This is a genomic window from Amycolatopsis sp. NPDC101161 (assembly GCF_044768185.1).
Lineage (GTDB): Bacteria > Actinomycetota > Actinomycetes > Mycobacteriales > Pseudonocardiaceae > Amycolatopsis.
In genome coordinates this window covers 162,567-187,534 of record NZ_JBIWPI010000004.1, presented here as the reverse complement: position 1 = coordinate 187,534, position 24,968 = coordinate 162,567, and the positions used below count along the sequence as shown (strand labels likewise).

29 protein-coding genes are annotated in these 24,968 nt (G+C 70.7%); 18 read left to right on the top strand and 11 right to left on the bottom strand.

All coding sequences use genetic code 11. The annotated features are described in order from the left end of the window. Positions 1 to 6 precede the first annotated feature (6 nt). Positions 7 to 975 (bottom strand): cytochrome d ubiquinol oxidase subunit II, encoded by a 969-nt coding sequence (locus ACIRSS_RS28325; protein ID WP_400900107.1) that lies wholly within the window; start codon positions 973 to 975, stop codon positions 7 to 9. 3 nt (positions 976 to 978) lie between these two features. Further along, entirely contained in the window at positions 979 to 2,139 is a 1,161-nt protein-coding gene (locus tag ACIRSS_RS28320) for a cytochrome ubiquinol oxidase subunit I (protein ID WP_400900105.1), read from the bottom strand. Positions 2,140 to 2,199: 60 nt separating this feature from the next. On the opposite strand from ACIRSS_RS28320, the gene ACIRSS_RS28315 reads away from it, so the two are divergent. Genes ACIRSS_RS28315 through ACIRSS_RS28295 form a run of 5 tightly spaced genes read left to right on the top strand, consistent with a single transcriptional unit; the run spans position 2,200 to position 4,513 of the window. Further along, positions 2,200 to 2,517: a helix-turn-helix transcriptional regulator gene (locus ACIRSS_RS28315; RefSeq protein WP_155549185.1), complete on the top strand. Its 318-nt coding sequence runs from the start codon at positions 2,200 to 2,202 to the stop codon at positions 2,515 to 2,517. Continuing rightward, complete coding sequence (locus ACIRSS_RS28310; protein ID WP_400900102.1) at positions 2,514 to 3,182, top strand: permease prefix domain 1-containing protein; 669 nt, start codon at positions 2,514 to 2,516, stop codon at positions 3,180 to 3,182. Before ACIRSS_RS28315 ends, ACIRSS_RS28310 begins: the two co-directional genes overlap by 4 nt. After that, positions 3,179 to 3,502 carry a DivIVA domain-containing protein gene (locus tag ACIRSS_RS28305; RefSeq protein WP_086681665.1) on the top strand — a complete coding sequence of 108 codons (324 nt, stop codon included), beginning with the start codon at positions 3,179 to 3,181 and terminating at the stop codon, positions 3,500 to 3,502. Before ACIRSS_RS28310 ends, ACIRSS_RS28305 begins: the two co-directional genes overlap by 4 nt. Further along, entirely contained in the window at positions 3,499 to 3,957 is a 459-nt protein-coding gene (locus tag ACIRSS_RS28300) for an SRPBCC family protein (protein ID WP_400900100.1), read from the top strand. The genes ACIRSS_RS28305 and ACIRSS_RS28300 overlap by 4 nt, the downstream gene beginning before the upstream one ends. Beyond that, positions 3,950 to 4,513: a DNA-3-methyladenine glycosylase I gene (locus ACIRSS_RS28295; protein WP_400900098.1), complete on the top strand. Its 564-nt coding sequence runs from the start codon at positions 3,950 to 3,952 to the stop codon at positions 4,511 to 4,513. The genes ACIRSS_RS28300 and ACIRSS_RS28295 overlap by 8 nt, the downstream gene beginning before the upstream one ends. Positions 4,514 to 4,553: 40 nt before the next feature. Here ACIRSS_RS28295 and ACIRSS_RS28290 read toward each other — a convergent pair whose 3' ends face one another. Then, on the bottom strand, positions 4,554 to 5,348 hold the full coding sequence (locus ACIRSS_RS28290) for an enoyl-CoA hydratase-related protein (protein ID WP_400900096.1): 795 nt from the start codon (positions 5,346 to 5,348) through the stop codon (positions 4,554 to 4,556). Positions 5,349 to 5,545: 197 nt separating this feature from the next. On the opposite strand from ACIRSS_RS28290, the gene ACIRSS_RS28285 reads away from it, so the two are divergent. Further along, a complete protein-coding gene (locus ACIRSS_RS28285) occupies positions 5,546 to 5,713 on the top strand; it encodes a DUF3117 domain-containing protein (RefSeq protein WP_013222969.1) in 168 nt (55 codons plus the stop codon). Between the two features lie 89 nt (positions 5,714 to 5,802). Beyond that, the gene (locus tag ACIRSS_RS28280; RefSeq protein ID WP_400900094.1) at positions 5,803 to 7,257 is read left to right on the top strand and encodes a leucyl aminopeptidase family protein; all 1,455 of its coding nucleotides are present in this window, start codon (positions 5,803 to 5,805) and stop codon (positions 7,255 to 7,257) included. 36 nt (positions 7,258 to 7,293) lie between these two features. Here the strand turns inward: ACIRSS_RS28280 and ACIRSS_RS28275 are convergent, their stop codons facing one another. Next, the gene (locus ACIRSS_RS28275; protein WP_400900092.1) at positions 7,294 to 8,202 is read right to left on the bottom strand and encodes a LysR family transcriptional regulator; all 909 of its coding nucleotides are present in this window, start codon (positions 8,200 to 8,202) and stop codon (positions 7,294 to 7,296) included. A 62-nt stretch (positions 8,203 to 8,264) separates the two neighbouring features. Here ACIRSS_RS28275 and ACIRSS_RS28270 point away from each other — a divergent pair, with 62 nt between their 5' ends. Next, positions 8,265 to 9,452, top strand: a complete 1,188-nt coding sequence (locus ACIRSS_RS28270) for an MFS transporter (protein ID WP_400900090.1) — start codon at positions 8,265 to 8,267, stop codon at positions 9,450 to 9,452. Between the two features lie 2 nt (positions 9,453 to 9,454). On the opposite strand, the gene ACIRSS_RS28265 is transcribed toward ACIRSS_RS28270, so the two are convergent. Then, the gene (locus ACIRSS_RS28265) at positions 9,455 to 10,099 is read right to left on the bottom strand and encodes an O-methyltransferase (protein WP_400900088.1); all 645 of its coding nucleotides are present in this window, start codon (positions 10,097 to 10,099) and stop codon (positions 9,455 to 9,457) included. 209 nt (positions 10,100 to 10,308) lie between these two features. Here ACIRSS_RS28265 and sigE point away from each other — a divergent pair, with 209 nt between their 5' ends. The 4 genes from sigE (at position 10,309) to tatB (ending at position 13,744) form a co-directional block, all read left to right on the top strand. Continuing rightward, the gene (gene sigE, locus ACIRSS_RS28260) at positions 10,309 to 10,908 is read left to right on the top strand and encodes an RNA polymerase sigma factor SigE (protein WP_372672293.1); all 600 of its coding nucleotides are present in this window, start codon (positions 10,309 to 10,311) and stop codon (positions 10,906 to 10,908) included. Then, entirely contained in the window at positions 10,905 to 11,552 is a 648-nt protein-coding gene (locus tag ACIRSS_RS28255) for an anti-sigma factor family protein (protein WP_400900086.1), read from the top strand. The genes sigE and ACIRSS_RS28255 overlap by 4 nt, the downstream gene beginning before the upstream one ends. A 163-nt stretch (positions 11,553 to 11,715) precedes the next feature. After that, on the top strand, positions 11,716 to 13,233 hold the full coding sequence (locus ACIRSS_RS28250; RefSeq protein WP_400900084.1) for a trypsin-like peptidase domain-containing protein: 1,518 nt from the start codon (positions 11,716 to 11,718) through the stop codon (positions 13,231 to 13,233). A 76-nt stretch (positions 13,234 to 13,309) separates the two neighbouring features. Further along, positions 13,310 to 13,744: a Sec-independent protein translocase protein TatB gene (gene tatB / locus ACIRSS_RS28245; RefSeq protein WP_400900082.1), complete on the top strand. Its 435-nt coding sequence runs from the start codon at positions 13,310 to 13,312 to the stop codon at positions 13,742 to 13,744. A gap of 55 nt (positions 13,745 to 13,799) precedes the next feature. On the opposite strand, the gene ACIRSS_RS28240 is transcribed toward tatB, so the two are convergent. Genes ACIRSS_RS28240 through ACIRSS_RS28225 form a run of 4 tightly spaced genes read right to left on the bottom strand, consistent with a single transcriptional unit; the run spans position 13,800 to position 17,648 of the window. Beyond that, a complete protein-coding gene (locus ACIRSS_RS28240) occupies positions 13,800 to 14,945 on the bottom strand; it encodes an Mrp/NBP35 family ATP-binding protein (RefSeq protein ID WP_400900080.1) in 1,146 nt (381 codons plus the stop codon). A gap of 10 nt (positions 14,946 to 14,955) precedes the next feature. Next, positions 14,956 to 15,456: a DUF1003 domain-containing protein gene (locus ACIRSS_RS28235; protein ID WP_400900078.1), complete on the bottom strand. Its 501-nt coding sequence runs from the start codon at positions 15,454 to 15,456 to the stop codon at positions 14,956 to 14,958. Then, positions 15,449 to 16,726, bottom strand: a complete 1,278-nt coding sequence (locus tag ACIRSS_RS28230; RefSeq protein WP_400900075.1) for a magnesium transporter MgtE N-terminal domain-containing protein — start codon at positions 16,724 to 16,726, stop codon at positions 15,449 to 15,451. The genes ACIRSS_RS28235 and ACIRSS_RS28230 overlap by 8 nt, the downstream gene beginning before the upstream one ends. A gap of 10 nt (positions 16,727 to 16,736) precedes the next feature. After that, positions 16,737 to 17,648, bottom strand: coding sequence for an aminoglycoside phosphotransferase family protein (locus ACIRSS_RS28225; RefSeq protein ID WP_400900072.1), 912 nt, complete (start codon positions 17,646 to 17,648; stop codon positions 16,737 to 16,739). Positions 17,649 to 17,740: 92 nt separating this feature from the next. Here ACIRSS_RS28225 and ACIRSS_RS28220 point away from each other — a divergent pair, with 92 nt between their 5' ends. Continuing rightward, positions 17,741 to 18,628, top strand: coding sequence for a slipin family protein (locus tag ACIRSS_RS28220; protein WP_400900070.1), 888 nt, complete (start codon positions 17,741 to 17,743; stop codon positions 18,626 to 18,628). Here the strand turns inward: ACIRSS_RS28220 and ACIRSS_RS28215 are convergent. Further along, positions 18,625 to 19,185, bottom strand: coding sequence for a DUF4190 domain-containing protein (locus ACIRSS_RS28215; RefSeq protein WP_400900068.1), 561 nt, complete (start codon positions 19,183 to 19,185; stop codon positions 18,625 to 18,627). The genes ACIRSS_RS28220 and ACIRSS_RS28215 overlap by 4 nt on opposite strands. A 41-nt stretch (positions 19,186 to 19,226) precedes the next feature. Continuing rightward, a complete protein-coding gene (locus ACIRSS_RS28210; RefSeq protein WP_400900066.1) occupies positions 19,227 to 19,622 on the bottom strand; it encodes a DUF4190 domain-containing protein in 396 nt (131 codons plus the stop codon). Between the two features lie 133 nt (positions 19,623 to 19,755). On the opposite strand from ACIRSS_RS28210, the gene ACIRSS_RS28205 reads away from it, so the two are divergent. The 5 genes from ACIRSS_RS28205 to ACIRSS_RS28185 all read left to right on the top strand — a co-directional run bounded on the left by ACIRSS_RS28205 (position 19,756) and on the right by ACIRSS_RS28185 (position 24,966). After that, positions 19,756 to 20,952: an acyl-CoA dehydrogenase family protein gene (locus ACIRSS_RS28205; protein WP_400900064.1), complete on the top strand. Its 1,197-nt coding sequence runs from the start codon at positions 19,756 to 19,758 to the stop codon at positions 20,950 to 20,952. A 122-nt stretch (positions 20,953 to 21,074) separates the two neighbouring features. Beyond that, complete coding sequence (locus tag ACIRSS_RS28200) at positions 21,075 to 21,599, top strand: general stress protein (protein ID WP_364459897.1); 525 nt, start codon at positions 21,075 to 21,077, stop codon at positions 21,597 to 21,599. Positions 21,600 to 21,842: 243 nt separating this feature from the next. Beyond that, positions 21,843 to 23,165, top strand: a complete 1,323-nt coding sequence (locus ACIRSS_RS28195; protein ID WP_400900062.1) for an ABC transporter substrate-binding protein — start codon at positions 21,843 to 21,845, stop codon at positions 23,163 to 23,165. Further along, a complete protein-coding gene (locus ACIRSS_RS28190) occupies positions 23,162 to 24,127 on the top strand; it encodes a carbohydrate ABC transporter permease (RefSeq protein WP_400900059.1) in 966 nt (321 codons plus the stop codon). Before ACIRSS_RS28195 ends, ACIRSS_RS28190 begins: the two co-directional genes overlap by 4 nt. After that, positions 24,127 to 24,966, top strand: coding sequence for a carbohydrate ABC transporter permease (locus ACIRSS_RS28185; RefSeq protein WP_372672243.1), 840 nt, complete (start codon positions 24,127 to 24,129; stop codon positions 24,964 to 24,966). Before ACIRSS_RS28190 ends, ACIRSS_RS28185 begins: the two co-directional genes overlap by 1 nt. Positions 24,967 to 24,968: the final 2 nt, after the last annotated feature.

Here is a 24,968-nt window from a genome sequence, read left to right as displayed (position 1 = left end):
GAACTCCTAGAAGTGCAGCAGCGAACGCTGGTCGACGGGATGCCGGTGCGCGCGCCACGTCAGCCACTGCACCGCCAGGAGCACCAGCAGCGCCGGGGCGGCGAACCAGCTCAGGACCGCGAACGTCCCGGACGCCGTGGCCGCGTCGCCGACGGTCAGCGCGGAGCCCGAAGACACCAGCACCGTCGGGAACCGCAGCGTCCCGGCCAGCAGCGCCGGGCACGCCGACAGCACCATCGACCCGACGAGCGCCACCCGGTACCGCCGGATCCGCAAGCCGAGCCAAGACACGGCGAGTGCGGCGTAAGCCAGCGCGACGGCACCCACGCCGAGCGCCGAGACGCCGTGCAGCGCGAAGAACCCCCAGCCCGTCGCGATCACCAGGAACGCGAACACCGGCGGCAGGAACGCGCGCGCCAGCCGCACCGCGCGGCCGGTCAGCTCCGCCGGGGCCCGGACCGCGAGGAACGCCGCGCCCTGCAGGCAGAACAGCGCGACGAACCCGAGTCCCCACAGCGCCGCGTAGGGGTTGAAGAACGCGAGCACGTCGGCGACCGGCGGCAGGCCGAGCACCAGGTTGCCGAGGAACAGGCCCCACGACAGCGCCGTCACCAGCGCGCCGCCGACGATGCCCGCCGTCCAGGCGCCGCGCGGCGCGTCCGGGCGGCGGCTGCGCAGCTGCAGCGACGCCGTGAACGTGACCAAGCCGAGCAGCAGCGTCACGACCAGGACGTACGCCCCCGCGAACACCTTGCCCTCCAGGTGCGGGAACGCGCCGAAGAGCAGGCCGACCGCGGCCACCAGCCACACCTCGTTGGCCAGGAAGAACGGCCCGAGCGCGCCGAGCGTCCGCCGCCGCTTCCGCTCGTCGCCCTCGAACGCCGGCAGCAGCATGCCGACGCCGTAGTCGTAGCCGGCCAGCGCGAAGTACCCGCAGGTCAGCAGGCCGAGCACGCACCACCAGAAAGTCGCCATCGGTCAGACTCCGCTCAGGACGGGCAGCTCGGCGGGCTCGTCGACCGGGTCCGGGCCGCGCTTGGCGACGCGCGCCATGAGCACCCAGTCGGCGACCGCGAGCGCGGCGAACAGCAGGGAAAAGGCGATGAAGGAGAACAGGATCTGGCCGGCCGGGACGCCCGCGATCGCGTCCGCGGTGCGTAGCTTCCCCCAGACCAGCCACGGCTGCCGCCCGAGCTCGCGCACCAGCCAGCCCATGATCGCGGCGAGGAACGGCAACGGGATCGCCGCGACCATCAGGTAGTGCAGGAACCGCGCCTTCGTGAGCCGGTTCCGGACGAGCAGCAGCGTGCCGAGGATCGCGCAGACGAACATCAGGAACCCGAGCCCGATCATGGCGCCCAGCGGCATGCCGACGACGTTCTCGTCGAGCTTGTCCGGCTGGTACATCTTCAGCTGGCCGAACTGCGCGAAGCCCTGGTTCACGACGAAGATCGAGCCGACGAGCGCCGCGATGACACCGATCCGCATCGAGCGGCCGAAGAACTCGACTTCGGTGGTGCGCTTGAGGAAGTGCCAGGCGCTGACGCCGACGACGAAGAACCCGCCGGTCACCAAAGCGGCGCTGAGCACGTGCGGCAGCGACGCGATCAGCGCGGGGTTCGAGAACAGCGCGCCGAAGTCGTCGAGGTGCAGTGTGCCGCCTTCGAGCCGGCTGCCGACCGGGTTCTGCAGGAACGAGTTGGCCACCATGACGAACAGCGCCGACGCGTACGCGGTCAGCGTCACCAGCCACAGCAACGCCAGGTGCAGCCACTTGTTCAGGCGCCCGAAGCCGAAGATCCACAGGCCGAGGAACGTCGACTCGAGGAAGAACGCGACGAGCGTCTCGATGGCCAGCGGTGCGCCGAAGACGTCACCGGCGAAGGCGGACAGCCCGGTCCAGGTGAGCCCGAACTGGAACTCCATCACGATGCCGGTGACGATCCCGAGCGCGTAGTTGATGACGTAGAGGCGGCCCCAGAAGCGCGTCATCCGCAACAGCTCGGGCTTGCCGCCGAGCGTCCAGCGCGTCTGCATCACGGCCACCAGCGTGACCAACCCCAGCGTGAGCAGCACGAACAGGAAGTGGAACGAAGTCGTCGTCGCGAACTGGAGTCTCGCGACCGGGAGAGCGTTCATGTAGCCAGGCTACACATAGCCTGGCTACATGTAGCAAGGCGACGTGTAGACTGCGTACTCATGAAGGCGGACACCCTGCGCGGCCACCTCGACGCGCTGCTGCTGGCCGTGCTCGACGGCCGCAAGCTGCACGGCTACGCGATCATCGAGGCGCTCCAGCTGCGCAGCGACGGCGCGCTCGACCTGCCCACCGGCACCGTCTACCCGGCGCTGCGCCGGCTGGAGCGGGCCGGCTGGCTGAGCAGCGAATGGGACGTCGTCTCCGGCCGCAAGCGCCGCACCTACCGCCTCACCCGCTCCGGCGAGCAGGCCCTGGCCGCCGAACGCACCGAGTGGCGGGAGTTCACCACGGTCATCGGGGGAGTGCTGGGCGCATGATCGACGAGTACCTGGGGGACCTCGACCGGCGGCTGCACGGCTGCGGCAAGTTCAAGGCCGACCTCCTCGAAGAGGCCCGCGACGGGCTGCACGACGCCGCCGACGCCTACCGCGCGGGCGGCTGGGACGACGAGGACGCCGAACGCCGCGCGGTCGCCGACTTCGGCCCGGCGGCCGTCGTCGCTCGCGACTACCAGGCCGAGCTCGGCATGCTCAGCGGTGTCCGGACGCTGTGGAAGCTCGTCATCGGCGTCCCGCTGATGCAGGCGTCCTGGGACTACGCCCGGATCCTCACCTTCGGCGAGTGGACGAAGCTGTCGACGCCCACGCCGGAGTGGTACAAGGTGATCGCCCACGCCACCCACGGCGCCGTCTTCGTGGTGCCGGTGATCGGCCTGATCGCCCTGCTCGGCACCCGCTGGCTCAGCCGCCGCCTCGACGCCGTCCGGCTCGCCCGGTTCTGCGGCGTCCTGATCGCGCTGGCCGTCGGCATCAACCTCGCCTCGGTCGGGCTGGTCATCGGCTCGACCGGTTTGGTCGACGTCTCGAGGCTGTTCTTGAGCGTCCCGTGCGTCCTGTTGATGGTCGCCTGGGTGCTGCTTTCGCTGCGGCTCGTCGTGCTCGCGAGACGATCCTGGGGCGGGTATGCCACGATCGTCGCGTGACGACCGCGCTGATCTACCTCGTAGTCATGCTGCTGGTGGCCGCCGTGGTGTTCCTGCTCGCCGCGGTGGTCTTCGGCCGGGGTGAGGAGCTCGCCCCGCTGCCCCCGGGCAGCTCGCCGACGCGGCTGCCCGCCGAGGACATCACCGGCGAGGACCTGACCGAGGTCCGGTTCCAGCTGGTGCTGCGCGGTTACAAGATGTCCGAAGTGGACTGGGTGATGCGCCGCCTCGGCGTCGAGCTCGACGAGCTGCGCACCCGGGTCGCGGAGCTGGAGCAGCGCGAACGCGAGCGGGAGAGCTCGCCCGAAGGCGCCCAGTGACCGATTTGATCCTGTCGGTCGACGTCCGCGCGCCGGCCGGGACGACCTGGCTCGCGCTGACCGACTGGACCCGCCAGGGCGAGTGGATGCTCGGCACCGAGGTCGAGGTCGTCGAGGGCAACGGCCGCAGCGTCGGCACGCGGCTCGCGGCGTTCACCGGGGTGGCCGGCATCGGGTTCACGGACACGATGGAGATCACCAGCTGGGAACCGCCGGTGCGGTGCGGCGTCCGCCACCTCGGCAGCGTCGTCCAGGGCACGGGTGTGTTCCAGGTGGTGCCGAAGGGCGCGACGCGCTCGACGTTCGTCTGGGCCGAGCACCTGCGGCTGCCGTTCGGGCCGCTGGGCCGGCTCGGCTGGCCGGTCGTGCGGCCGGCGTTCGCGCTGGGGGTGCGCCAGTCGCTGCGGCGGTTCGCGCGGTTCGCGGAGGACTATTCGGTGGGTGGGGATGAGTGAGCTTCTCGGCGCCGACGGCGTCGCGCGGTGCAGCTGGGGCAATTCGACGCCGGACTACGCGTCGTACCACGACGAAGAGTGGGGCACGCCGCTGCACGGGCAGGACGAGCTGTACGAGCGGCTGTGCCTCGAGTCGTTCCAGTCGGGGCTCTCGTGGATCACGATCCTGCGCAAGCGGGAGGGCTTCCGGAAGGCGTTCAAGCAGTTCAAGCCCGCGAAGGTGGCGAAGTTCGGCGACGCCGACGTCGAGCGGCTGATGCAGGACGCGTCGATCGTGCGGAACCGGGCGAAGATCCTGGCGGCGATCAACAACGCCAAGGCGATCGCGTCGCTGGACACGCCGCTGGACGACCTGCTGTGGTCGTTCGCGCCTTCGTCGCATCGGCGTCCTCGCACCATGGCGGACGTCCCGGCGATCACGGACGAGTCCAAGGCGATGGCCAAGGAGCTGAAGAAGCGCGGCTTCGTCTTCCTCGGCCCGACGACGTGCTACGCGCTGATGCAGGCCACCGGCATGGTCGACGACCACGTCAAGGGCTGCTTCCGGGCCTCGTGAGTGAGAAACAGGGTTCTAACCCTGTTTCTCACTCACGACGTCACTTGCCCTGGAAGTTCGGCTTGCGCTTGCCGACGAAGGCCTCGACGGCCTCGCTGTGGTCAGCCGTCGCGCCGAGCGCGGTCTGGGCGGCGTCCTCGGCGTCGAGGGCTTCCTCGAACGTCGACTGCGCGGCCAGGTTGAGCACGGCCTTGATCTTCGCGTAGGCGACCGTCGGCCCGTTGGCCAGCTTCGCCGCGATCTTCTGGGCGCGGGCCGGCAGTTCCTCGTCCGGCACGACCTCGCCGACCAGGCCGAGCCGCAGCGCCTCCGCCGCGTCCACGGTCCGGGCGAGCAGCATCAGCTCGGCGGCGCGGCCGTAACCGACCAGCCGCTGCAGCGTCCAGGACGCGCCCGAGTCCGGGCCCAGCCCGACGTTGGCGAAGGCCATCAGGAACGACGACGACTCGGCGGCGATCCGCAGGTCGCTGGCGTAGGCGAACGCGGCCCCGGCGCCGGCGGCGGTGCCGTTGATCGCCGCGATGACCGGCTTCTCCATCGACACGATCGCCTTGACGATCGGGTTGTAGTGCTCCTTCACCGTGTGTAGCGGCGCGGGGTCACCCGCCTGGAGCAGCCCCACGTGCTCCTTCAGATCCTGGCCGGCGCAGAACGCCTTGCCGGATCCGGTCAGCACGACCGCGCGGACGGTTTCGTCGTCCGCCGCCTCGCGCAACGCCGCGAGCAGTGCTTCTTTCAGCTCGACGGTCAGCGAGTTGTACGCCTGGGGCCGGTTGAGCGTGAGGGTGCGCACCCCGTCGGCGTCGGCGGACAACAGGACGTCGGATGTGGTCACGTCTTCTCCTTGCGCGGAAACGTCGGTCGTCCGACAGTCTTTCATCCGGTGCGAGCCGCATACCAGCACCGATACGGCGGCAAAAGATCGGTCCGCTGATGCGCCCGGCCGCTGATGAGGGACAATGGACGCCAGACCCGGCTGGCTTTCACGCGAGCGCGACCCGGGCGCGCCGGTTGAGACGGAGGGAGCACGCTATGGCGGCCATGAAGCCCCGGACCGGAGATGGTCCCCTCGAAGTGACTAAGGAGGGGCGGGGCCTCGTGATGCGCGTACCGCTCGAGGGTGGTGGGCGACTCGTCGTCGAACTTTCCGCGGAAGAAGCGAAGGACCTCGGCGCCGCATTGGCGGAGGTCACCGGCTAGCCGATCCCCCCGAACCGTCCTTCCGTCGCACCCCGGTCTCCCTTCGGAGGCCGGGGTCGCGGTTCCTCTGCGCCCGAAGGTTGCTCACTGTGCGTAATCCGCTACCCCCCGTTCCGACCAACCTGCTCGAGATCGAGGTCGCGGGCGACCTCCGCCGCGGCGCCCCGACGGCCCGGCTGGTGACCGCACCGGCCGACGACGTCGAGTCCGAGCCGCTGGAGATCGGCGGTGTCCGGATCACCGGCAAGGCGGGCGACGTGCAGACGGTCCCGGCCGACGGTCCCCGCTGGGTCGCGGGCCTGGGCGACGGGGAGCCGAAGCAGTACCGGAAGGCGGGCGCGGCCCTGGTCCGCGCGGTGAACGCGGCTTTGGCGGACGATGTCGACCACGGCGGCAAGGCATTCCGCGCGGTGCAGCTGGAGCTGCCGGAGGAGGCGGCCGGCGAGCACGTCACCGAGCTGGCGCTGGGCCTGTTGCTGGGTGGCTACAAGTTCAAGGTGACGGGTTCCGACCCCGCGCCTTCCGTGCGGACGGTCCGGCTGGTGACGTCCGATTCGGGTCTCGGCGAGCTGGTGTCCCGCGCGTCGGTGCTCGCCGCGGCGACGGCGCTGACCCGCGACCTGGCGAACACGCCGTCCAACGTGAAGACGCCGGCGTGGCTGGCGGACACGGCCGCCCGGGTGGCCGGTCCCCGCGTCGAGGTGGCCGTCCACGACGAGAAGTGGCTGGCGGCCCAGGGTTTCGGCGGCGTCCTGGCGGTCGGCGGCGGTTCGGCGCGGCCGCCGCGGCTGATCGAGATGGCTTACAAGCCGTCGGGCGCGTCCCGGCACCTGTTGCTGGTCGGCAAGGGCATCACGTTCGACACGGGCGGCCTGTCGATCAAGCCGGCCGACGGGATGCACTTGATGCGCACGGACATGGCGGGCGGCGCGGCGGTGATCGCGGCGACGCGGGCGATCGCCGCGCTCGGTCTGCCGATCCGGGTGACGGCTTTGGTCCCGTGCGCGGAAAACCACGTGTCCGGGTCGTCGTACCGGCCGGGCGACATCGTGCGCCACTACGGCGGCAAGACGACGGAGGTCGGCAACACGGACGCGGAGGGCCGCATGGTCCTGGCCGACGCGCTGGCGTACGGAATCCGCCGGTTCAGCCCGGACGTGGTGGTGGACGCGGCGACGCTGACCGGAGCGATGAAGGTGTCGCTGGGGCTGCGAACGGGCGGACTGTTCGCTTCGGACTCATCGCTGGCCGCGGCGGTGGTCGAGGCGGGCGCGCGGGTCGGCGAGGCGTGGTGGCGAATGCCGCTGGTGGAGGACTACGCGGAGAACGTCCGAGGCGAGTTCGGCGACGTGCGCCAGACCCCGGCGGGCCCGGGCAGCATCACGGCGGCGTTGTTCTTGAGGGAGTTCACCGAGGGCTTGCCGTGGGCGCACTTGGACATCGCGGGCCCGGCGAGGTCCGAGAAGAACTACGACGACGTGGTGCCGGGGGCGACGGGCTTCGCGGCGCGGACCTTGGTGGAGCTGGCGGCTTCCCTCACCTGAGGTCGTGAGTGAGAAACAGGGTTAGAACACTGTTTCTCACTCACGACCGGGTGGTGCGGTGGCCAGGACGTGGTCGCGGAACCCCGCCACCGCCGGGGTCATCGGCTCCTCCGCCCGCCACACCAGCCCGATCGTCCGGTACGGCCGCGGCTCCAGCGGCACCTCCGCGACCCCCGCCGGCGTCCCTGGGCCGAACCGCGGCAGCAGCGCCACCCCGAGCCCCGCCGCCACCAGCCCGCGCACCGTGTCCGACTCCTGCCCCTCGAACGCGATCCGCGGCGTGAAGCCGGCCGCCGCGCACAGCTCGTCCGTCAGCGTCCGGACCCCGTAGCCCTGCTCCAGCAGCACGAACTCCTCCGACGCCAGCTCCGCCACCCGCACCGAGCGGCGCCCCGCCAGGCGGTGGCCCGCCGGGACCGACAGCAGGATCTCCTCGTCCACCAGGCCCGCCGAGGCCAGCGACGGCACCGAGGGCAGCGGTGCCACCAGCGCCAGGTCCAGCTCGCCGTCCGCCAGCCTGTCGACCATGTCCTGCCGCGAGCCCTGGACCAGCGTGAACCGCACGCCCGGGAACCGCGCCCGGTAGCCGCGCAGCAGCGACGGCACCAGCGACCGCCCGAGCAGGTGCAGGAACCCCAGCACCACGTGCCCCGACTCGGGTGCCACCTCCTCGCGCGCCAGCCGGACGCCGCTCTCGACCGCCGCCAGTCCGCGCTCGGCCGCCTCCGCCAGCAGTTCCGCCGCGCGCGTGAGCCGGATGCCGCGGCCGTCCGGGACCGTCAGCGGCGCTCCCAGCGCGTCGGCCAGCGCCGCGAGCCGGCGGCTCACCGTCGGCTGGGGTACGCCCAGCAGCTCGGCCGCGCGTGTGACGTTCCTCGTCTCCCGCAGCGCGGCCAGCAACGGCAGGTGCGGCGCCACCTGCGCCGACAGCGAGTCATACGTCACCGCATCGATAATGCCAGTTCAACGCATTAGACGTATTGGTTAGGCCTGCTTACTTTCAGGTGGTGACCTCCACGCGCCGAGTCAAGACCGCCGTCGCCGCGGCCGGGATCTCCTCCTTCGCCCTGCTCTACGCACCACAGCCGGTGCTGCCCCAGCTCGCCGCGCAGTACCACCTCGACCCCGGCGGCGCGGCGCTCGCGGTCAGCGTCGCGACCGGTGCGCTCGCCATCGCCGTCCTGCCGATCGCCGCGCTGTCCGAGGTAGTCGGCCGGCGGCCGGTGATCCTGACGTCGGTCATCGCGTCCGTCGTCTTCGGGCTGCTGCTGCCGCTGATGCCGACGTACCCGGCGCTGCTCGTCCTGCGCGCGCTGCAGGGCGTCGCCATCGCGGGTTTCCCCGGCGTCGCGGCGGCGTACCTGGCCGAACGGCTCGGCCGCGCGGGCGTCGCGGCGGCCGTCGGCGCGATGATCGCGGGCAACACGATCGGCGGCATGCTCGGCCGGCTGGCCAGCGGGTTCACCGCCGGACCGCTCGGCTGGCGCGGCGCGCTGTTCGTCGTCGCGGGCGTGGGCGCGATCTGCTCGGCCATCACGGTCGTGACGCTGCCGCCGGGCACCCGGCCCCGCGGGGACGCCCAGCTCCGCGGCGTCGCGAAAGGCCTGGTCACGGCGTTGAGCAAGCCGGTGCTGCTGGCCCAGTACGCGGTCGCGCTGCTGGCGATGGGCTCGTTCGTCGCGCTCTACAACGCGGCCGGGTTCCGGCTGACCGGCGACCCGCTGGACCTGTCGCCGGCGATCGCGTCGCTGGTGTTCCTGGCGTACGCGACGGGCTCGGTGTCCTCGGCGGCGGCCGGACGCCTGGTGGCCCGCGTCGGCCGCCGCCGGGCGCTGATCGGCGCGCTGCTGCTGACGGCCGTCGGCGCGGCGCTGACGCTGCCGGACGCGTTACCGCTGGTCATCGCGGGGTTCTTGGTCCTGACGTGCGCGTTCTTCGCGGCGCACGCGGTGGCGAACGGCTGGGCGGCGGCGGACGCCCCGGAGAACGCGCGCGGCCAGGTGGGCGGCATGTACACGGCGACGTACTACCTGGGGAGCAGCGTCGGAGGGGCCGCGGGAGCGTGGGTGTACGGGCACGCGGGCTGGCCGTGGCTGATCGCGGTGGTGGCGGTGTGGCTGCTGTTGGCAGTGGCCGCGGTGAGCGTGGGCACGCGGGTCCGCGAAGAGCGGCGTGAGCTGGTCAGCGCCGCCTGACGTCAGATCGCCGCCGCGACCAGCAGGCCGCCGCCCACCGGCAGCAGGGCCGGGACCAGGCGCTCGTCCTCCCGGAAAGCCCTCGCCACCTCGCGCAACGCCAGCGTCTCCGGGTCCCGGTGGGACGGGTCGATCACCCGGCCACCCGCCAGCACGTTGTGGAACGCGATGATCCCGCCCCGCCGCAGCAGCGACACCCCCAGCTCGTAGCAGCCGGGGTACTCGATGTGCGCGGAGTCGACGAACACCAGGTCGTACCCGCCCGGCGTGAGCCGCTGCAGGACGTCCAGCGCCCGTCCGATGATCAGCCGCGTGCGGCCCGGGGCGTAGCCGGCCTCGCGGAACGTCGCGCGCGCCGCGCGCTGGTACTCCGGTTCCACGTCGATCGAGGTCAGGATGCCGTCGGGGGCCATGCCGCGCAGCAGGCTCAGCCCGCTCACCCCGGCCCCCGTGCCGACCTCGACGACCGCCTTCGCGCACAGCGTCGCCGCCAGGAACCGCAGGGTCGCGCCCGCACCGGCGCTGAGCGGGGTGCAGCCCAGGTCCTCGGCCCGCGCCCGGGCGGCGGACAGCACCTCGTCGTCGGGCAGGTACCCGTCGACGAACCCGGAATCGGCCGGTGCGGCCGCAGGGGTGGGCGTGTTCACGCACGGAGGTTAGCGTTGGTTGTCGATAAATCCGCGCAGGCTCCCTGGTAAGCACCCGGGGAGAAGTTCTCAGCCTGCTCTCAGTCCAGTCTCACTAGAACCATAAGGAGTCCGGACAGACTCGGTCAGGAACACGGGAACACCGTGCCGACGACCCGCGTTGGGTGGAGCAGACAGGAGAAACACAGATGGAGGTGCCTGCTCCCGCGATGCAGAACGCCGTTGCCGAAAACGACGCCGACGCGGCTCAGCCCGTGTCCCTGGACGAGGCGGTCTGGACGCCACCGTCCTGGGACGAGGTCGTCCGCGAGCACAGCGACCGGGTCTACCGGCTCGCCTACCGCTTGACCGGCAACACGCACGACGCCGAGGACCTCACCCAGGAGACCTTCATCCGGGTCTTCCGGTCGCTGGCGTCCTACAAGCCCGGCACGTTCGAGGGCTGGCTGCACCGGATCACCACCAACCTGTTCCTCGACATGGCCCGCCGCCGCTCGCGCGTGCGGATGGAAGGCCTGCCGGAGGACACCGACCGCATCGTGGGCGACGACCCGAGCCCCGAGCAGGTCTTCTCCGACACCCACCTGGACCCGGACCTGCAGGCGGCGCTCGACGAGCTGCCCCCGGAGTTCCGCGCGGCCGTGGTGCTGTGTGACGTCGAAGGGCTGTCGTACGAGGAGATCGGCGCGACGCTCGGCGTCAAGCTGGGCACCGTCCGCAGCCGGATCCACCGCGGGCGCCAGGCGCTGCGGGCGTCGCTCGAGCGCCGGCGCGCTTACGCCCCGGAGTCTGCGAAGGTGACGGTATGACCGCACCGCGAGGCTGGGGACTCCCCGAGTCGCACCTGATGCCGGACGCCGTGGTGGCGTTCGTGGACGGGGAGCTTTCGCACGGCGCCCGCGACCGCGCGGCGTCGCACATCACGCGCTGCGCGGCGTGCGCCGCCGAAGTGCGCGCCCAGCGCCAGACGGTCGACGCCATCCGCCGCGCGTCGGCGCCGCCGATGTCGGCGGGGTTCCTGGCGAGCCTGCAGTCGATCCCGCAGCACACCGAGCTCCCGAGCACGCCGGACAACCTGGCGATCACGGCCGACGGCCAGCTGGTCGCGGTCCAGCGCCCGGACCGGGTGGCGGGGCTGCGCGACACGGGCGTGCTGGGTGGTGTCGCGCCGTTGGGATCAGCGGCGCCGCTGGGCCAGTCCCCGAACGTCGTGGGCGGGTTCAAGCGCCGCGCCGCGCAAGGGGCCGGCGTGGTGGTCTCGGGTCTGGTGCTGAGCGCGCTCGCCCTGGTCGGGACGACGGCGGACAGCGGTGACGGCACGCCGGAGACCGGCGGCGGGGCGCCGCAGCAGGCGAACCTGCTGCCGGCCCAGATGGCGGTGCCGCAGCAACTGGCGCCGACGTCGACCCCGGTGAGCACGACGCCGGCCGCGGTGCCGGCGGGGATTCGCTGAGACTTGGTTCCGGGAAGGCCGTCATGGGGGATTCCTCGTGGCGGCCTTCGGCATGTCCGGCCACGAAGCCCAAGCAACAGCCATTTCACCGGCGGACCGGCAGACTCGGAGCACTGGGCTTGGGTATCGTCACGCCCAGCCACCTGATCTTCTGCACCGGGGAATGATGACCGAGCCGAACGTGAATCCCGAGCAGCCCGGCGCGCGCGATGGCGAGCGGCTGGGGCCGCGGCCGCTCGCGCGCCCGGCCGTCGATCCCGCTCAGGCCGCCGTCTTCGGCAGGCCGTCCGGTGTCGACGGCGCGTTCGACAAGCTCTACACCCCGCAGCGGCCCAACGGCGTCAGCCTCGCCCCGCCCGCTCCCGAGTCGCTGGCCGAGGCCTTCCGGCGGCCGCCCGGGGCCGAAGGCGTGCTGCTCGAACGGCCGCGGGAAGCCACCGGGGAACCGAAGGAATCGGACCCGCCCCTGTGGAACAGCACCAGCGACCCCTGGCGTGATCCGGGCGCCGGGGCCGTCCTCGCCGGGCCCGCGATGCCCGCCGAAGACGAGGAAAAGCCCGCGAAACGCCCACCCGGCGCGTTGCTCAGCCTGCCCGAGGTGCTCTTCGGCCGCCGCGTGCAGCCGAAGGCGCTCGCGCTGCTCGGGGTCGTCGCGCTGCTCGTCGGGGCCGTCGGGGGGCTCGTCGGGTGGTGGGTCGCCGACACCGGCAACGGGCTCACCGGCTCCGCCACCATCTCCGAAGCCGAGGCGGCCAAGGAGCGGCCCGCCGGCTCGGTCGCCGAGATCGCCAAGCGCGTCGCGCCCGCCGTCGTCTCGCTCGAGGTCTACAAGCCCGGCGCCGACTCCGGGGAGCAGGGCTCCGGCGTCATGATCGACCCGCAGGGCTACATCCTCACCAACGAGCACGTCATCTCGTCCGCGAGCGCCGACCCCGGCGTCAAGGTCACCGCCATCTTCATCGACGGCACCCGCACCGACGCCAAGCTCGTCGGCTCCGACCAGAAGACCGACCTCGCCGTCGTCAAGGTCAACGTCACGAACCCGACCGTCCTGCAGATCGGCAAGTCTTCCGACCTGCAGGTCGGCGACACCGTGATGGCCATCGGCTCGCCGCTCGCGCTGCAGAACTCCGTGACCGCCGGCATCGTCAGCGCGCTCAACCGCCCGATCACCGCGGGCGGTGACAACGGCGCCCCGCCGGTCACCTACGAAGCCATCCAGACCGACGCCGCCATCAACCACGGCAACTCGGGCGGCGCGCTCGTCGACGCCACCGGCGCGCTCGTCGGGATCAACTCCTCGATCCGGTCTTCGGGCGCCGACGGCGGCAGCATCGGCATCGGCTTCGCCATCCCCAGCGACTACGCGGTCAAGATCGCGAAGGCGCTGATCAAGGACGGCAAGGTCCAGCACGCCGACATCGGCATCAACGCGTCGTCGACGGTCGCCGGCTCGTCCACCATGGGAGCGCAGGTCAAGAACGTCGCGCCCGGCGGGCCGGCCGCGAACGCCGGCATCAAGGAGGGCGACGTCATCACGAAGATCGGCGGACGCCTGGTGCGCGACTCGGCCGAGATGACGGTCGCGGTGCGCTCCCACGACGTCGGCCAGGTCGTGCCGGTGCAGCTGGTCCGCGACGGCGCGAGCTTCGTCGTCGACGTAACCCTGGCTTCCGACTGAGTTCCCGCATTCGGCCTGCCGTCGCGCGGGCCGGGGCGGGTAGCCTGGGCAGGTAGTTTCCGAGCGGAGGTAGACGGTGTTCGACAGTGTCGGATGGGGGGAAATCCTCGTCCTCATCATCGCCGGTCTCTTCATCCTCGGCCCGGAACGGCTTCCCGAGGCGGCGTCCTGGATGGCGAAGAGCGTGAAGAAGGTCCGCGACTTCGCGACCGGCGCGCGGGAGCAGCTTCGCGAGGAGATGGGCCCGGAGTTCGACCAGCTCCGCAAGCCGCTCGAAGACCTGCGCGGGCTGCGCAACTTCGACCCGAAGCGAGTGGTGACGCAGCACCTCTTCGACGGCGACGCGGACCCGCTCGGCCTGAAGGGCATCACGAACGGCAGCCCGAACCTGGGCGGCAGCAACGGTTCCAACGGGACGAACGGCTCGAACGGCTACCCGGCGGGCCAGGCCAAGCAGCCGGAGCCGCTGAAGCCGGGGGAGCGCCCACCCATCGACCCGGACGCCACCTGAGACACCGAAGGCCACCTCCGCTCGGAGGTGGCCTTCAGCTTTTGACAGACCTGGATCAGCGGCCCGCGGGGGTCACGTTCAGCATCATCCCCGCCAAGCCGCGCGCCTTGACCGTCAGCTTCTTCGCCGCGTCCTTCAGCACCACCGACGCCGGCGCCTCCGGCTCGACCAGGACCAGCGGCTCGCCCGCGTCGCCCTGGGCGACCATGCGCGGGTCCATCGGGACCTGGCCCAGCAACGGCACCTCGGACCCGATCGACTTCGTCAGCGACTCGGCGACCGCCTGGCCGCCGCCCGAGCCGAAGATCTCCATGCGCTCGCCGGACGGCGTCTCCAGCCACGACATGTTCTCGATGACCCCGGCCACGCGCTGACGCGTCTGCAGCGCGATCGCCCCCGCGCGCTCGGCCACCTCGGCCGCCGCCTGCTGGGGCGTGGTCACCACCAGGATCTCCGCGTTCGGGATCAGCTGGGCCACCGAAATCGCGATGTCGCCCGTGCCCGGCGGGAGGTCCAGCAGCAGGATGTCCAGGTCGCCCCAGAACACGTCCGCCAGGAACTGCTGCAACGCGCGGTGCAGCATCGGGCCGCGCCAGACCACCGGGGTGTTGCCCGGGGTGAACATGCCGATCGAGATCACCTTCACGCCGTGCGCCTGCGGCGGCATGATCATCGTGTCGACCTTCGTCGGCTTCTCGCGCGCGCCCAGCATGCGGGGGATCGAGTGGCCGTAGATGTCCGCGTCCACGACACCCACCGACAGCCCGCGCGCGGCCATCGCCGCCGCCAGGTTCACCGTCACCGACGACTTGCCCACGCCGCCCTTGCCCGACGCCACGCAGTACACCCGCGTCATCGAGCCCGGCTGCGCGAACGGGATCACCGGCTCGGCCGCGTCGCCGCGCAGGGACTTCCGCAGCTCGGAGCGCTGCTCGTCGCTCATCACGTCCAGTTCGACCCGCACGTCCACCACGCCCGGCAGCTTCGAGACCGCCTCGCGGGTGTCGTTGGTGAGCGTCGCCTTGAGCGGGCAGCCGGCCACCGTCAGGTAGATCCCGACGGTCACGACACCGTCGTCACCGACGGCCACGTCCTTGACCATGCCCAGGTCCGTGATGGGTTTCCGGATCTCGGGGTCTTGCACGCTCTTCAGCGCGCTGCGGACGTCGTCGACGCTGGGGAGCTGCTGCGTACTGGTCACCCCGTCCATGTTACGTACCGGTAGGCGTACGGGACTTCTTGGGCTTTACGTCCAGGTCCTCCCGCAGCCGGTCGAGCTCGCTGCGCAGGTAGTCGCGCGTCGCGACCTCGCCCACCGCCAGCCGCAGCGCCGCCAGCTCCCTGGCCAGGTACTCCGTGTCCGCCTTCGTCTGCGCCGCCCGGTTGCGGTCCTCCTCCAGGGAGACGCGGTCGCGGTCGTCCTGGCGGTTCTGCGCCAGCAGGATCAGCGGCGCCGCGTACGCCGCCTGCGTGGAAAAAGCCAGGTTGAGCAGGATGAACGGGTACGGGTCCCACTGCAGCGACAGTGCCGTGAGGTTCAGCACGATCCAGATGATGACGATCAGCGTCTGCCAGAACAGGTACTTCCCGGTGCCCAGGAACCGGGCGATCCGCTCGGTGAACCGGCCGAAGGTGTCCGGGTCGATGTTCAGCCTGAACCGGTTCTGGCTGCGGGGCTGGTCGAGCCGCCGTCCCGAAGTCGGTTCAGGCACGGTCTTCCTCCAAGGTGTCGTGCAGCCCGGTCTCGCGCCAGTCCTCCGGCAGCAGGTGGTCGAGGACGTCGTCGACGGTCACCGCGCCGATCAGGTGGTCTTCGGTGTCGACGACCGGCCCGCAGGTCAGGTTGTAGGCCGCGAAGTACCGCGTGACCTCGGCCAGCGACGCGCCCGGTTTCAGCGGCGGCAGCCCGGTGTCCACGGCGCTGGCCACCAGCTCGGCGGGCGGCTCGCGCAGGAGCCGCTGGAAGTGGACGACGCCGACGTAGCGCCCGGTCGGCGTCGCGGTCGGCGGCCGGCAGACGAACACCATGCTGGCCAGCGCCGGCGGCAGCTCGGCGTTGCGGATGTGGGCCAGCGCCTCGGCGATCGTCGTGTCCGGGGTCAGCACCACCGGCTCCGGCGTCATCAGGCCGCCCGCGGTGTCCGACGAGTACTCCAGCAGCCGCTTGACCGGCGCGGACTCCTCCGGCTCCATCAGCTCCAGCAGCCGGCTCTGGTCGGCTGGGGCCAGCTCGGCCAGCAGGTCGGCGGCGTCGTCGGGGTTCATCGCCTCGAGGACGTCGGCCGCGCGCTCCTCGGCCAGGTAGGCCAGCAGCTCCTTCTGGTCGTCGTCCGGCAGCTCCTCGATGACGTCGGCGAGGCGCTCGTCGTCCATCGCGTCGGCGACCTCGTGCCGGCGCTTGAGCGGCAGGTCGCGCACGGTCGCGGCGATGTCGGCCGGGCGCATCGTGTCGAACAGCATGAGCAGCTGCCCGGCGCCCTGCGGCTGGGCGCCGAGGTCGGCCAGGCCCAGCCCGGCCACCTCCGACCAGGGCAGCACCTGCATCGCCGCGCGACGGCGGCCCAGCCCGACCCGCCGTTCGCGGATGGCGAGCTTGGCGAGCACCCAGTCGCGGGTGCGGGTCGGTTCCATCCCGGCGTCGACGACGGTGATCCGCGTGTCCGACCCGGCCAGCGTCGCGTGCGCGTCGAGCAGCTGCCCGAGCACCAGGACCTCGTTGGGGCGCTGGTTGAACTGGCGCATGTTGACCGAGCCGGTCGCGAGCGTCACGGCACCCGGCTCGATCGCCGTGACGCGCAGCATCGGCACGAAGACCCGCCGCCGGGTGGCCAGCTCGACGACGAGGCCGAGGATCCGCGGCGGCTGAGCGTCGAGGCGCAGGCCGGCGACCAGGTCGCGAACCCGGCCGATGGACTCGCCGTCCGGCCCGAACACGGGCAACCCGGACAGCTGAGCTGCGAAAACCCTGTTGACCGCGGCCATGCCGCTGACACTATCGGCTGGCCGCCCAAGGAGCGATTTCCGCCACTGTGACGAACGCCGGGTCGTCGCTGCTTTCGCCGGATTCGAGGTGCTCCTCGACCATCCAGATCCAGTTCTGCACGGCTCGCACGAGCGTCCACGCGCGCGCCTTCGCGGCGTCCAGCTCGTGCGAAGCGACGATCATCGCGAACCGTTCGTCCAGTGTGGACTCGGTGAAGCGGTTCCAGAACAACGGGATGACGCCCCACTCGAGGTCGCCGGCCAGCGGCTTCGGGTCGATGACCAGCCACGGCTCGCGCGTGCCCGCCAGGACGTTCTGGAAGTGCAGGTCCTCGTTCACCAGCAGATCGCCCGCCGACGGCCCCAGCTCGCGGCAGATGGCGACGGCGTCGTCGACCAGCCGCTTTTCGAACGGCTCGCCGAGCTCGGCCCAGCGGCGGGGGAGCTCCTCGACCAGCTCCGCGGCTTCGGCGCGCAGCCGCCGCCGCATCGACGCCGGCGCGGGGACGGCCAAGCGCCGCGCCAAGCCGCCGATGAGCGGGATCGCCGAGCGCAGCGGGAGGTCGTCGAGCGTGCGGCCGGCGTCGAGCCGTTCGAGCAGCAGGACACCGTCGTCCGGCGCGGACTCCAGCAGCCGCACCGCACCCCGGCCGGCCCATGTGGACAGTGCGAGCGGCTCGTCGGCCGATTCTTCGTCGCGCCACCCGAGTTTCAGCACCACCGGCGTGCCGTCGGGCAGCCGCGCGGGCTGCACCACGCCGACGTAGCCGTGCATCGCCTCGCCCTCGAACGCCAGGCCCCACTTCCGGGCGTACCCGGCGGCGAGGTCCGGCAGGGCCGCCAGCCACGGGACGGCGCCCGGGCCGAGCACCCGGGGCGCCCGGGCGGCGAACAGGGGCGGGACGCGGAGATCGTTCACCACCCCAGCCTGACAGTCGCGTCCAGCGCATTTCGTCGGCTTCCCGGCGGGCGTACGCTGGGCTTTCAGGGGAAAACGCAACCCCGGGAGCAGCCATGGTGGTGGAGATCCTCAGCGCCGTCGTCCTCGCGGGCGGGGTGTGGCTCGCGTCGAGCGTGCGCGTGGTGAAGCAGTACGAGCGCGGACTGGTCTACCGGTTCGGCCGGGTGCGGTCGCGGGTCGCGGAGCCCGGGCTGATGGTGCTCGTGCCGTTCGCGGACCGCATGCAGAAGGTCAACATGCAGATCGTGACCATGCCGGTGCCCGCCCAGGACGGCATCACCCGCGACAACGTCACGGTCCGGGTCGACGCGGTCGTCTACTTCAAGGTGATCGACCCGGTCGTCGCGGCGGTCAACGTCCAGGACTACCGGTCGGCGGTCGGCCAGGTCGCGCAGACGTCGCTGCGCTCGATCATCGGCAAGAGCGACCTCGACGACCTGCTCTCCAACCGCGAGCGCCTCAACGAGGGCCTGGAGCTGATGATCGACAGCCCGGCGCTGGACTGGGGCATCCACATCGACCGCGTCGAGATCAAGGACGTCGCGCTGCCGGAGGCGATGAAGCGCTCGATGTCGCGGCAGGCCGAGGCGGAGCGGGAACGGCGCGCGCGCGTCATCTCCGCCGACGGTGAGCTGCAGGCGTCGTACAAGCTCTCGCAGGCGGCCGCGCAGATGGCCGACACCCCGGCAGCGCTGCAGCTGCGGCTGCTGGAGACCGTCGTGCAGGTGTCGTCGGAGAAGAACTCGACGCTGGTGCTGCCGTTCCCGGTGGAGCTGCTGCGCTTCCTGGACGCGCAGACCCCCAAGGCGGCCACCGCCGCGGCTCCGGCGGCTTCGGCTCCCCAGCCGGAACCCGAGGCGGTGGAGGCCAAACCGGAGGACAACGGCCACGCGACACCGGCACCGCGCACCCCCGGCGACGCGGTGCTGCCGGCCGACTAGTTCAGCTGGCCGTTCGCGGCCAGGACGATCAGCGTGGTGAAGAAGCTGAACCACAGCGCGATCACGACGTAGCCGATGATCACGGCGGCCGTGGCCATCCCGCGGCCGCCGGCTTCGCCGCGGTTCGTCTTGGTCAGCGCGATGTGGCCCATGATCAGCCCGGCGATCGCCGTGATGCCCGAGCAGAAGCCGAGGATCGAGCACACCAGCGCGCCGATCGCCAGCGCGTTGTCCTGCCTAGGCGGCGGACCCGGCACGTACGGCGGCTGGACGTAGGGCGCCGGGCCGCCGTACGGCTGCCCGTAGGCCGGCGGGTACGGCTGGTAGGCCGGTTGTCCCGGCGTCACGTAGGGCGTGCCGGGGATGTGCGCGGCCGGCGTCTCGAACGCCCCGGGCGGCAGCTCGGGGGCCACCGGCTCGGGCGACGGCGGCTCGGGGACCGTGCTGTCGCCCGCCGGCGGGTCGTAGTTCTCCGGCGCGTACGGCGCAGGCTCCGCGGTGGGCGGCGGGTCGTAGGACACGGCCGGACGGTCGTTGTCCCCGGACGGGTCGGTCATGTCGGGTCCCCTCGATGCGTGCTGGGCCCCAACCTAGCCGGTCAGCGGAAGAGCTCGTGCGCGAAGCCGAACCCGAAGAGGAGGATCACCGCGAGGACGTTCAGCCCGATCCCGACGTACCCCACGATGACCGCCGCCAGCGCGACGCCCTGGCCTTCGGCCTCGCCGCGCTTGGCCTTGGCGAGGGCGATGTGGCCCATCACGACGCCCGCGATCGTGACGAGGACGCAGAGGAAGATGCCGAGGATCGAGCAGATCAGCCCGCCGATGGCGAGCCCCGGCCCTTCCGGCGGCGGCCCTTGCATGCCGCCCGGGTACTGCGGCGGGTACTGCGGGAAGCCGCCGCTCGGGTACTGCTGGCCGTAACCGGGCTGCTGGTAGCCGCCCGACTGCGGCTGCTGGCCGTACGGGTTGTTCGGATCCTGCGGATACGTCATGTGCCCTCCCCTGTCGCCCAGCACTGTACGACGCGAAGCGTGAGCGCCCTCATAGCAGGGTTGGGGGATTCGGGTCATACTCACCGGTAACCCAGCGCCGGGAGCCGGCGTCGCTACCGGAAAGGGAGCCGTGATGGCCCGTCTCGCCCAGACCGCCGGCCTGACCGACGTGCAGTCGGAGATCCTCGCGACCGTCCGCTCGTTCGTGGACAAGGAGGTCATCCCGCACGCGCAGGAGCTCGAACACTCCGACACCTACCCGACGGACATCGTCGAGGGCATGAAGGAGATGGGCCTGTTCGGGATCACCATCCCGGAGGAGTACGGCGGGCTCGGCGAGTCGCTGCTGACCTACGCGCTGGTCGTCGAGGAGATCGCGCGCGGCTGGATGAGCGTGTCCGGCGTGATCAACACCCACTTCATCGTGGCGCACATGATCACCCGCCACGGCACCGAGGCGCAGAAGCAGCACTTCCTGCCGCGGATGGCCACCGGCGAGGTCCGCGGCTCGTTCTCGATGTCGGAGCCGGACCTGGGTTCGGACGTCGCGGCGATCAAGACGAAGGCTCGTCGCGACGGCGACGGCTACGTCATCGACGGCTCGAAGATGTGGCTGACCAACGGCGGCTCGTCCAACCTGATCGCGCTGCTGGTGCGCACGGACGAAGGGGCCGAGAAGGCCCACCAGAACCTGACGACGTTCCTCGTGGAGAAGCCCGAGGGCTTCGGCGAGGTCGCGCCGGGCCTGACCATCCCGGGCAAGATCGACAAGATGGGCTACAAGGGCGTCGACACGACCGAAGCGGTCTTCGACGGCTACCGCATCGGGTCCGACATGGTCCTCGGCGAGGCGCCGGGCAAGGGCTTCGCGTACATGATGGACGGTGTCGAGGTCGGCCGCGTGAACGTCGCGGCGCGGGCGTGCGGCATCGCGATCCGGGCGTTCGAGCTGGCGGTGGAGTACGCCCAGCAGCGCAAGACGTTCGGCAAGGCGATCGCCGAACACCAGGCGGTGGCCTTCAAGCTGGCCGAGATGGCGACCAAGGTCGAGGCGGCGCACCTGATGATGGTGAACGCGGCCCGGTTGAAGGACTCGGGCGAGCGCAACGACGTCGAGGCGGGGATGGCGAAGCTGATCGCGTCGGAGTACTGCGCGGAGGTCACGCAGGACGCGTTCCGCATCCACGGCGGCTACGGGTACTCGAAGGAGTACGAGATCGAGCGGCTGATGCGCGAGGCGCCGTTCCTGCTGATCGGCGAGGGCACGAGCGAGATCCAGAAGACGATCATCAGCCGCGGGTTGCTGCGCGAGTACAAGTCCCGTTCCTGACCGGGCTTCCGGGGCCGATTGTCGATACGGCGACAATCGGCTCCGGCCTTTCGGGGTAAGCGGCTCGCACGGTCCGGGCGTTCTTGACAAGATGGACGCCCAGACCCACGAGTGCGCAGGTGATGATGGTGAGTAGTCCCTTCGGCGGGAGCCGGGCGCCCGGCAACCTGCCTCGGCTGCCGACCCCGCCGACCGGCTGGCCGATCGGGTCGTACGCGACCTACGGCGAGGCGCAGCAGGCCGTCGACTTCCTCGCGGACAGCGAGTTCTCCGTCAGCGACGTCACGATCGTCGGGGTGGACCTGATGCTCGTCGAACGGGTCATCGGCAAGCTGTCCTGGGGCCGCGTGCTCGGCACCGGCGCCGTCTCGGGCGCCTGGTTCGGCTTGTTCGCCGGGCTGCTGCTCGGCCTGTTCGTCAACCAGGGCTTCGCGCTGCAGCTGCTGACCGGGCTCGTGCTCGGCGTCCTGTCCGGGCTGATGTTCGCCGCCATCGGGTACAGCATGTCGCGCGGGCGGCGGGACTTCTCCTCGGCGAGCCAGCTCGTCGCCGGCCGGTACGACGTCCTGTGCCAGCCGCGCACCGCCGAACAGGGCCGGGAGCTGCTCGCCAAGCTCGCGCTCAAACCACCCCCGGCGACGACCTGAAAAAAGCCGCCATTATCAGGGGAAAATCACAGTTCGAGCTGCAGTGGGCTGAATCGTTACCGATACTGCTTGCGGGGTGTGATCGCCCGGCATAAGTTGTCCGACACCAGTCGGGCGGCCTCGCCCAACCAGCGCGGCGGCCCGAGCACTAGCACGTCGGGGTGCTGGCGCGGTTCGCCTCATCGCGTCGCGGTGCCCACCGGGCACCGCGGTATCCGGCGTGCACGCGGGTGAGGAGGCCTTATGGGGAAGAGGATCGGCGCGGGCAAACGGGGACGCTCGCCCGGCCGTACCGCGGTCCTGCTGGGGGCAGGGGCCTTGGTGACCGGCATGCTGGCCGGTTGCGGATCGGGCGGCGGACTCAAGATCAACGTCTACTACGCGCCCGAGGACAGCTTCCAGAAAGTCGTCGACAACTGCAACGCGGCGGCGAACGGGAAGTACGAAATCGTCTACAACAAGCTGCAGCGCGGCGCGGACGACCAGCGCCTGCAGATGGCGCGGCGGCTCGCCGCGGGCGACACCGCGATGGACGTCCTCGGCCTCGACGTGACCTGGGTTTCGGAGTTCGCCGAAGCCGGCTGGGTCGAGGAGTGGAAGGACCAGAACAAGGCGGCCGCCAGCGAAGGCGTCCTGCAAGGACCGCTGGAGACGGCGACCTACAACGGGAAGCTCTACGCGGCCACGAAGAACACCAACGTCCAGCTGCTCTGGTACGACGACCGGATCACGCCCACGCCGCCCAAGACGTGGGAAGAGATGATCGCCAAGTCCAAGGAGCTGAAGGCGCAGGGCAAGCCCTACAGCATCGTGTTCACCGGCGCGCAGTACGAAGGCCTCGTCGTCTTCTACAACACGCTGGTGCAGTCGATGGGCGGGCACATCCTGTCCGACGACGGCAAGAGCGTCGTCCTGGACGACGGCGCGGTGCAGGCGCTCGCGCTGCTGAAGCAGATCGCGTCGTCGGGCATCACCGACCCGTCGCTGACCAACTCGAAGGAGGACGACGTCCGCCAGACGTTCCAGCGCGGGGACGCCGCGTTCGAGCTCAACTGGCCGTTCGTCTACGCCTCCTACGCCAAGGAAAAGCCGCAGGACGTCTCGCACTTCAAGTGGGCCGTCTACCCCGAGGCCAAGGCGGGCACGCCCGCGAAGACCACGATCGGCGGGTACGACCTCGGCGTCAGCTCGCTGTCGCAGCACAAGCCGGAGGCGTTCGAAGCGGCGCTGTGCCTGCGCAACGCGGAGAACCAGAAGTTCTCGGCGATCAACGACGGCGTCCCGCCGACCATCGAATCGGTGTACCACAACGACACACCGCTCGACCCGTCCAAGCCGGCGAGCGCCGACAACCCGAACATGGCGCTGAAGTACCCGATGCGCGACTCGATCATCGACGCCATCAAGGACTCCGCGGTGCGGCCGCTGACCCCGGCGTACCAGAACATGTCGACCGTGATGTCGAAAGTCCTTTCCCCGCCGGGTGACATCGACCCGCAGGCCACCGCTTCGAAGCTGCGCGAGCAGCTCAACGACGCTCTCCAGTCGAAGGGAGTGATCCCGTGACCGTCCAGGACCCGACCACGGCGGGAGCCACCGCGGCACCGGAACCCGTGTCGCACAAGAAGAAGGGCAAACCCGCCCTCTCCGAAGGGAAGAAGGCCGAGCGCCGGCTCGGGCTGTGGCTGTGCGCGCCCGCGTTCGTCGTGATGATCGCGGTCACCGGCTACCCGATCGTCTACTCGATCTGGCTGTCGCTGCAGCGGTACGACCTGCGGTTCCCCGCGCAGCAGCAGTTCGTCGGCTTCGACAACTACGGGGCCGTGCTGTCCAATTCGTACTGGTGGACGGCGTTCGGCACGACGATGTTCCTGACCGTCGTGTCGGTGGCCATCGAGTTCGTGCTCGGCATGGCGCTGGCGCTGATCATGCACCGGACGCTCGTCGGCCGCGGCCTGGTCCGCACGGTCGCTCTGATCCCGTACGGCATCGTCACGGTCGTCGCGGCGTTCTCGTGGTACTACGCGTGGACGCCGAAGACCGGCTACCTGGCCAACTGGCTGGCCGCGGACGCGGCGCCGCTGACCGACCAGTGGCCGTCGCTGTTCATCATCATCGGCGCCGAGGTGTGGAAGACCACGCCGTTCATGGCGCTGCTGCTGATGGCCGGCCTCGCGCTGGTGCCGGACGACCTGCTCAAGGCCGCGGCGATGGACGGCGCGAGCGCGTGGCAGCGGTTCACGAAGGTGATGCTGCCGGTGATGAAGCCGGCGATCCTGGTGGCGCTGCTGTTCCGCACGCTCGACGCGTTCCGGATCTTCGACAACATCTACGTGCTCACCGGTGGCGCGCAGGACACCGGCTCGGTGTCCATGCAGACCTACGACAACCTGGTCAAGGGCCTCAACCTCGGGATCGGGTCGACGATGGCGGTGCTGATCTTCATCACCGTGGCGATCATCGCCTTCATCTTCATCAAGGTGTTCGGCACGGCCGCACCGGGTTCGGACGACGGGGGTAAGCGCTGATGGTGATGGGAACCGTCACGACGGGCCGCAAAGTCAGGTGGGGCCTGGTCGACATCCTCGTGCTGGTGTTCGCGCTGGTGCCGGTGCTCTGGGTCGTTTCGCTGTCGTTCAAGACCAAGGACACGCTGACCGACGGGTCGTTCATCCCGCAGTCGTGGACCTGGCAGAACTACGCGGACATCTTCCAGACGTCGGAGTTCCTGCTGGCGCTGGTGAACTCGATCGGCATCGCGATCATCTCGACCCTGATCGCGGTGGTGCTGGGCACGATGGCCGCGTACGCGATCGCGCGGCTGGAGTTCCCCGGCAAGCAGCTGCTCGTCGGGCTCTCGCTGCTGATCGCGATGTTCCCGCAGGTGTCGCTGGTGACGCCGCTGTTCAACATCGAGCGGAACCTGGGCCTGTTCGACACCTGGCCGGGCCTGATCCTGCCCTACATCACGTTCGCCCTGCCGCTGTCGATCTACACGCTGTCGGCCTTCTTCCGCGAAATCCCGTGGGAGCTGGAAAAGGCGGCGAAGATGGACGGCGCGACGCCGGCCCAGGCGTTCCGGCGGGTGATCGCGCCGCTGGCCGCGCCGGGCGTGTTCACCACCGCGATCCTGGTGTTCATCTTCTGCTGGAACGACTTCCTGTTCGCCATCTCGCTGACGTCGACCACGGCGTCGCGCACGGTGCCGGCGGCGCTGTCGTTCTTCACCGGGTCTTCGCAGTTCGAAGACCCGACCGGGCAGGTGAGCGCGGCCGCGGTCGTGATCACCATCCCGATCATTGTGTTCGTGTTGTTCTTCCAGCGTCGCATCGTGGCGGGGCTGACCTCCGGTGCGGTGAAGGGGTAGTC